At 67.8% G+C, this 6438-nt stretch carries 7 protein-coding genes and 1 pseudogene; 4 read left to right on the plus strand and 4 right to left on the minus strand.

Going from position 1 to position 6438, the window contains the following annotated elements; translation table 11 throughout:
• The first annotated feature begins 420 nt into the window (after positions 1–420).
• Complete coding sequence (locus tag FPZ41_RS43905; RefSeq protein ID WP_152870193.1) at positions 421–717, plus strand: hypothetical protein; 297 nt, start codon at positions 421–423, stop codon at positions 715–717.
• A 506-nt stretch (positions 718–1223) separates the two neighbouring features.
• On the opposite strand, the gene FPZ41_RS43910 is transcribed toward FPZ41_RS43905, so the two are convergent.
• From FPZ41_RS43910 to FPZ41_RS49215, 3 genes are read right to left on the minus strand one after another with little or no spacing between them, the layout of a single operon-like run.
• Positions 1224–1451 carry a DUF397 domain-containing protein gene (locus tag FPZ41_RS43910; RefSeq protein ID WP_152870194.1) on the minus strand — a complete coding sequence of 76 codons (228 nt, stop codon included), beginning with the start codon at positions 1449–1451 and terminating at the stop codon, positions 1224–1226.
• A complete protein-coding gene (locus tag FPZ41_RS49210) occupies positions 1448–1891 on the minus strand; it encodes a DUF5753 domain-containing protein (protein ID WP_322621506.1) in 444 nt (147 codons plus the stop codon). Before FPZ41_RS49210 ends, FPZ41_RS43910 begins: the two co-directional genes overlap by 4 nt.
• Positions 1888–2289, minus strand: a complete 402-nt coding sequence (locus tag FPZ41_RS49215; protein WP_228023415.1) for a helix-turn-helix transcriptional regulator — start codon at positions 2287–2289, stop codon at positions 1888–1890. Before FPZ41_RS49215 ends, FPZ41_RS49210 begins: the two co-directional genes overlap by 4 nt.
• A 330-nt stretch (positions 2290–2619) precedes the next feature.
• Here FPZ41_RS49215 and FPZ41_RS49220 point away from each other — a divergent pair, with 330 nt between their 5' ends.
• Together FPZ41_RS49220 and FPZ41_RS50515 are read left to right on the plus strand one after the other, a co-directional pair.
• The gene (locus FPZ41_RS49220) at positions 2620–3231 is read left to right on the plus strand and encodes a hypothetical protein (RefSeq protein ID WP_228023419.1); all 612 of its coding nucleotides are present in this window, start codon (positions 2620–2622) and stop codon (positions 3229–3231) included.
• Entirely contained in the window at positions 3189–3398 is a 210-nt protein-coding gene (locus FPZ41_RS50515) for an ATP-binding protein (RefSeq protein ID WP_407698901.1), read from the plus strand. Before FPZ41_RS49220 ends, FPZ41_RS50515 begins: the two co-directional genes overlap by 43 nt.
• A gap of 304 nt (positions 3399–3702) precedes the next feature.
• Here the strand turns inward: FPZ41_RS50515 and FPZ41_RS43935 are convergent, their stop codons facing one another.
• Positions 3703–5667 carry a putative bifunctional diguanylate cyclase/phosphodiesterase gene (locus tag FPZ41_RS43935; RefSeq protein WP_407698902.1) on the minus strand — a complete coding sequence of 655 codons (1965 nt, stop codon included), beginning with the start codon at positions 5665–5667 and terminating at the stop codon, positions 3703–3705.
• A 477-nt stretch (positions 5668–6144) separates the two neighbouring features.
• On the opposite strand from FPZ41_RS43935, the pseudogene FPZ41_RS43945 reads away from it, so the two are divergent.
• Positions 6145–6438, plus strand: a pseudogene (locus FPZ41_RS43945) (hypothetical protein); the annotation flags it as partial.

Raw genomic sequence — 6438 nt, forward strand, 5'->3', positions numbered from 1 at the left:
GTGCTGCCTCCGGTGGCGGGGATCGTTCCGGACGCGGTGGCCCTGGAAGCGGACCGTACCGGCTTGGAGGGGGCGGGCGCGTGAGCGGGGGCGGCAGCGGCGGTGGTTACCGGGTTGACGCGGAGGCGCTGGAGCGGATCACGCGGGCATCAACCTGGCGATGGACGAGCTCAAGGAGCTGGGCTTCGACATCGAGGCGAACCTGGGGCGCGGCTTCGACGACCTGGAACGCGCGGGCCTGGAGTAGAGATGTCTATATGGCTTCCAGTCAAATTCCTGACAACCTAATCAGTGAATTCGGCGCGCAGGCAGTCTTCGGGCGCGAGCTTGAGCAGCTTAAAGAGTCCGGATATATTCAAGCAGGAGACTGCCTAATTTCCCCGGAACGCTAACTGAAGCGCAGAAGATGGACGGGAAGCATTGAGAGAACTGAGCTGGCGTATCAAGCGATGCATCTACGAAGACTATTCCGAGGATGATCGGCAAGCCGTTGAGGAAATCCTTCTTGAACTTGTAGACGACTTGAAAGGCGGAGGTGGCGAGGAAAGGATCGCAGCCGCAGCGCTCATTCACAGTCGAGGAAAGATAGACAGACTCCTGACTGCAGTCCATGTGGCCCATGAGGACTGGCGAGATATTCTGATGGGCTCCGGTCTCGAACACGAAGACTGGCCCGAGCGCTTGGATTCAGAGTTCGGAACAGATCCCAAAACTTGAGCTGGCGGATCACTCGGGCCAGGAGGTCGTGGGCGAGCGCGCGTATATGGGCACCGACATCACCCAGGCGGGAAACGTCCGCTATGAAAAAGACGTTGAGCGGCCCTGAGTTTCGTAGGTGATCCTGTTTCAGGATGTGCAGGTTCATCTCGCAGGCTAGGGCTCTCTGGCCGCGGTAATTCTTCGAATTCCCGTTCAGTCCGTTGGATCTTCCGGGGTCCGTTGCCATTGACGCATATGAGTTGTCGTGCTGCGCGCGGTCCGTCGCTGCGACAGGGTGGGTTCTCGAAGTTGAACGGCGGGATCAGTCGCGCAATTGGCAGATTTGGGCCACTCGTGCGCCCCCTTTACGGCCGTCGGTGCTGGCTCAATCCTGCCAATCATCATCCTCGGAGGGCCGCGACCTCACCCGCGGCGGCCCGCGCACCGCTCAAGTTCGAATACCCGGCATGGCGCGGACTACGTCCCTTGAGGGATCGGCTGTGAGCGAGGGGGTGTTGTGGGAGTCACAGCACCCCGTGTATGTCTTCCTGGGCCTTCACTTCCTCGATGAAGGCGGCAAAGGCATTCGTCGGCATGGTGAGCACCCTTCGCTGAGGGGCTTTCGAGTCACGTATGGATGCGAGTGGGTTGTTGTGGAAGGCGACCTCGACACACTCGTTGTGGGCTGCGCTGTAGCTGCTCTTGAGCCAGATTGGGCAGGCGAGCTGGTCGGCGGTCGGCGCATCGGTCATCGGGAGAGCTCCTGTCTCGCGGCAGTCAGCAGATTCAGGCTGGCCGAGGTGTCGGCAGCTTGGGACCGCAAGTAGTCAAACATGAGTTTGTAGCTCTGGACTTCGTTCGATGCGTCGAGATAGAGGCCTCGCCGGTGGAGTTCGAGGTACACCACGTTTACGCCGCTGAGGGGATCGCCCTGGTCGTCCCGGCCGAGAATCACGAAGTGCCCACCGGACCCGGCAGCGTGTGCGCCCGCACTGCATGGCAGCACCTGGATGTCCACGTTTGGGCGGCGGGCCATGGACTGTAGGTGATCGATCTGTTCGGCCATCACCTCATCGCCGCCGACGGATCGGCGTAGTACGGCCTCGTCGAGGACCGCCCAGAGGTGGACGGCGGGAGACCGGTCCAGGATCGCCTGCCGCTTGATGCGGGCCTCTACCTTGATTTTGATCACGTCGGCCCGGCGCGGGCGTCCTGCGCCTCATGAAGAGCGAGAGCGTAGTTCCGGGTCTGCAGAATTCGGGTACCAGGGCGTTGGCGAAGACATGCTCGTACTCGGCGACATCCTCGAACGACAACACCGGGTCCATGACCTCGGGTGCGGTGGGGTGATCCATCCACCAGACGTTTTCCTGGTTCCGGACGAGTTGGACGAAGGCTGCGCGCTCCTGGGCCGTCGCGCCGCACGTATCCGCCAGTGCATTCACAGTCGGCACTCTGAGCTTTCGCGCGGTCCTGCCACGTCTCGTAGCGATTCACGGTTCCGACCGAGACTCCCGCGCGCTTGGCCACCTCGGACTGTGCGAGACCGGCCCGCGTACGGAGCGCCCTGAGGCCCCGGGCGATCTGCATACGGCCCGCCGGCCCTGCTGAGCCTCGTCCTCATGGACAAGGGAGTCCGGGCCGTCACCGCGCGAGTGGGCAGCCACCTGCCACACGGTCTGTGCGGATCTCGCCAATCCCGCTGCTTGCTCAGCCTCACCCAGTCATCGCCCCTACGGTCCGCCCCTGGTACGAACCCATCGACAGCACCTCCACCCCCCTCGTCCGCCCCTACCTCCGGGCGTGCGAACGCGAAGAGAAGGCTCGCATCCAGCGCCTGCGCCGCGACGCCCTCTGGTGTGCCACGTACGGCGTCGACCTCGACACTCGCGACATCCATGCCCACCTGGGAGCGGCATCGTGAACGAGGAAACGACGTGCGTACGGCTCCTGCCCTGGACCGGCGCCCACGGCCAGCCCTGCCTTCTCCTCACGGACGGGGACGGGGCCGCCTCCCGGCTCGCGGATCGGATCGAGACCATGCAACTCGACCTGACGGATCGGCTACTCGTGCATACGGGTGACTTGCGCGCGAGGCGCGGTGCGAACGCGAAGGCTGATGGGGAAATCCGAGCCCTGGCAGGGCAGTTGGCCAACGCGCTCGCTGACACCCTGCTCATCGCCGGGTCCCGAGGTGCGCGGCTCGCCGGAGTGCCAAGAGCCCGCCTGGACGGAACGCCGACGGCGCCGTTGACATCAGGGCAGGCCTTCCCGGACGCACCGGCCGGCAGCTCGCCCGCACACCACGCGTCCGCCCTGCTGACCTTCCCCGGCCGTGACCTCGCCTCTGCGCCCGCGGCCCGGCGTTTCGTGCGTGACACCGCCCGATCGTGGGGTATCTCGCCCCGTATGGCGGACGACCTGGAGACGATCGCCGGAGAGCTGGTCGCGCGAATGCCCTGGAGCACGGCGACAGCGGCACCAGCGCGGTGGCCTGCGCCCTCACCGCCGGAACGGTCACGATCAGCGTGATCGACGAGGGGCACGGTCCTGTGCCGGTGGCCGCCCTGGGGACGCCGCCCGACCCGGAGCCGGAACACGGGCGTGGGCTCCTGATCACTGACGCGCCGGCCGACCGCTGGGGGACACGGGAAACCGGCAGCGGCCAGGTGGTCCGGGCTGAGATCGTCACCGGATGACAGGGGCCCCGCCGATGATGCCCGCGATCGGATGCTGATGGCGAATTCCGCGGGACATGCGGATGGACCGCTGGAGACCTGGGCCCGCCGGGTGGGTGATGCGCGGAGTGCGACGGTTTCCGGAAAAGTGTCGCACTTCGCGCGCTGGTGATCCGTCACCGGCGAATTCGCCAACGGCGCCCCAGTTGACGGCGGGGCACAGCCCAGTATGACCGGCCACACCGGTCGTCACACGTCGCACCTGCCATGCTGCCGAGACCCCCCACCACCGAGCGCCGGTCACTCGGACGCGAGCGCACGTCACTCAGGCCTGCGGACAGCTCACCGTCGTCAGCAGTTCGGCGATACGGTCCGCCGACACCGGCCGCGAGTACAGCCACCCCTGGCCGGTGTCACAGCCGATGCGCCGCAGCCGTGACGCCTGCGAGGTCGTCTCCACGCACTCGGCGGTGACCGTGATCCCGAGCCGGTGGGCGAGCTGGACGAGCGCCTCGACGATGACCTCGTCGGCGGGGGTCGGGTCGACTTCGGCGCCCTCGCCGTTCTCGTACTCGCCGTTCTCGTACTGGAAGCCGCGCACGAACGCCCCGTCCAGCTTCAGCACGGAGACCGGCAGCCGGCTGAGGTAGGCGAGGTTCGAGTACCCGGTGCCGAAGTCGTCGATGGCGATGCGTACGCCCATGTCGCTCAGCGCCTGGAGGGCCTGGAGCGGGCGGCCGGCGGAGCCCATGACGGCCGACTCGGTGAGTTCGAGCTGGAGCAGGTGCGGAGGCAGGCCCGTCTCCGCGAGGATCTCCGCCACGTCCGCGACCAGGTCGGAGTCCCAGACCTGGCGCACGGCCACGTTCACGCTGATGAAGAGCGGTGCCCGGTCGGGGTGGTCGAGCTGCCAGCGCCGCGCCTGCCGGCACGCGGTGGCGAGGACCCACCGGCCGAGCTGCACGATGGAACCGTCCTCCTCGGCCAGTGAGATGAACCGATTCGGCTGCAGCGTGCCGAACTGCGGGTGGTTCCAGCGCACCAGCGCCTCGACCCCGCGCACCTCGCCGCCCTCCATGTCCACCAACGGCTGGTACTCCAGCTCGAACTCACCGCGGTCGACGGCCGGCCGGAGCGTGGAGGACAGGGCCTGACGGGTCATCCGGTGGGCGTTGCGCTCGGGGTCGAAGAGCGTCCAGCGGGACCTGCCGTCGGCCTTCGCCCAGTACAGCGTCGTGTCGGCGGCCTGCATCAGAGCCGTCGCGGTCGTGCCCGCCGCGCGCCGCTCCACCACGCCGATCGACGCGGAGACGGACAGCCGCCGGCCGGCGATGTCGAACGGCGCCCGCAGGGCCTTCAGTACGGACTCCGCGAGCTCGGCGAGCTGGTCGGTGCCGGTGGAGTCCTCGACGAGCAGCGCGAACTCGTCACCGCCGAGCCGGGCGACCAGCGGCTCGCTCGTCCGGGCGCACCCCGCCTCCTCCGCGCACTTCGTCAGCCTCCTGGCGACGGCCGCGAGGAGCCGGTCGCCGACCCGGTGCCCGAGCGTGTCGTTGATCGCCTTGAAGCCGTCCAGGTCCAGATAGCAGAGCCCGATCCGGCCGGTCCCGCTCTCCTCGTACGCCTCCGCATCCAGCGCCGCCGACAGCCGCTCGAAGAAGAGCGTCCGGTTGGGCAGCCGGGTCACGGGGTCGTGCACCTGCAAGTGCCGTAGTCGCGCCTGGAGTTCACGACGGGACGTGATGTCGGCGATGGACAGCAGGACGATGGGCTCCGCCTGAAGGGCGGCGGAGGAACGGAAGTTGGCCGGTTTGGATACGTGCCCGCCGGCATCGACCGGGCCGCGCGCCGGTCTGTCGGGGTCCGGCAGCCGGTGTGCGGAGTGGCCGAAGTCGCCCTGGTGGTGCGCCGGTTCGCCGGAGCCCGTGAGCGCGCCCCCGGTCCCGGTGCCCGTCGGCTCACCCTGTACCGCGGCCTCCCTGGGCAGCGGCGACACCGTCACCTGCACCCACAGGGAGCGTCCGTCCGGGTGCCTGATGCGGCGTGTGCAGCACAGACGGGCCTGGCGGCCACGCAGCATCTCGCGGTACGCGTGCCCGGTGCGGGCGTCCGAGGCCAGGTCCACCAGATCGGCGGCGACCCGCCCGACCAGCCTCTCCGCACCACCCCCGAGCAGCTGGCCCATCGTGTCGTTGGCGATGACCACCAGCCCCTTGCGGTTCACCACGGCCATGGCGAGCGGCGCCGCGACGAAGGCGGCACGGAACGCATGGGGCGTACGTGACGCCAGTGTGGTGGTGAGAGGCGTGAGGGTACGACGTGCTGTGTCAACGTCACGCTCTGTGACGATCGGCTGGACCAGATCCACCGCGGGCGCCTGCCCTTCGGATGTTCCGCTCACCGTTCGCTCCCGCAGTGCGCTCGTCGTTCGTACGGATCTCGTGTCTCGCGTTCGGGGCGGCAGACCGGATGCGGGCTGCCGCTCAAGCCGTGTCCGTGCAGGAAAGTGTGCCGATCATAGAGGCTGCCCTCAGGCCGGTGCAGCCACACTTCAGTGTCCCGGAACACCCCTCGGTTCTGACAGATCGTTTCTGCCCCTCCCTGGACGGCTTCGTTCCGCGGGTCGACCGATTGTGACGTTCCGTGAGCTCCCGGGGTGTCGACACGCGGGCCCTCTCACCCGTCCGGACCGCGCAAACAGGGCGAAGTGCTACGAACTATCACAATCTGGGTGCGAAGTCACCGAAGCTCGCATCCGGAGGTTCATGTGTCGCGCCCGCTCCCCAGGAAGGGACTCGTCCACGGGCCCCTCGCGGCGCGCGCACGCGCTGGAATCCGCCGCTTTTTGAAGGAACTTGTCCTGGGGGAGCGCACCCTCGGCCGGTCACCGAGTCCGCGTGGCGCCGCCGCCGCGTTCACCTCGCTGGCCCTCGCCGCGACCTGCCTGATCGCCGCGCCATCGGTGGCCGTGCCCCTGTCGGAGGCCTGCGCGCTGAAGCGGACCGGTGCCCACCATTCGGAGGGCGTCGACACCTGGAACGCCTCCTACCCGCGCCCCACC

Source organism: Streptomyces acidicola, assembly GCF_009377235.1.
Taxonomy (GTDB): Bacteria; Actinomycetota; Actinomycetes; order Streptomycetales; family Streptomycetaceae; genus Streptomyces; species Streptomyces acidicola.

Excerpts from the sequence above, each read along its gene's own strand:
- FPZ41_RS43910 (WP_152870194.1), bottom strand. The coding sequence starts at position 1,451 with ATGACCGATGCGCCGACCGCCGACCAGCTCGCCTGCCCAATCTGGCTC.
- FPZ41_RS49215 (WP_228023415.1), bottom strand. The coding sequence starts at position 2,289 with ATGCAGATCGCCCGGGGCCTCAGGGCGCTCCGTACGCGGGCCGGTCTC.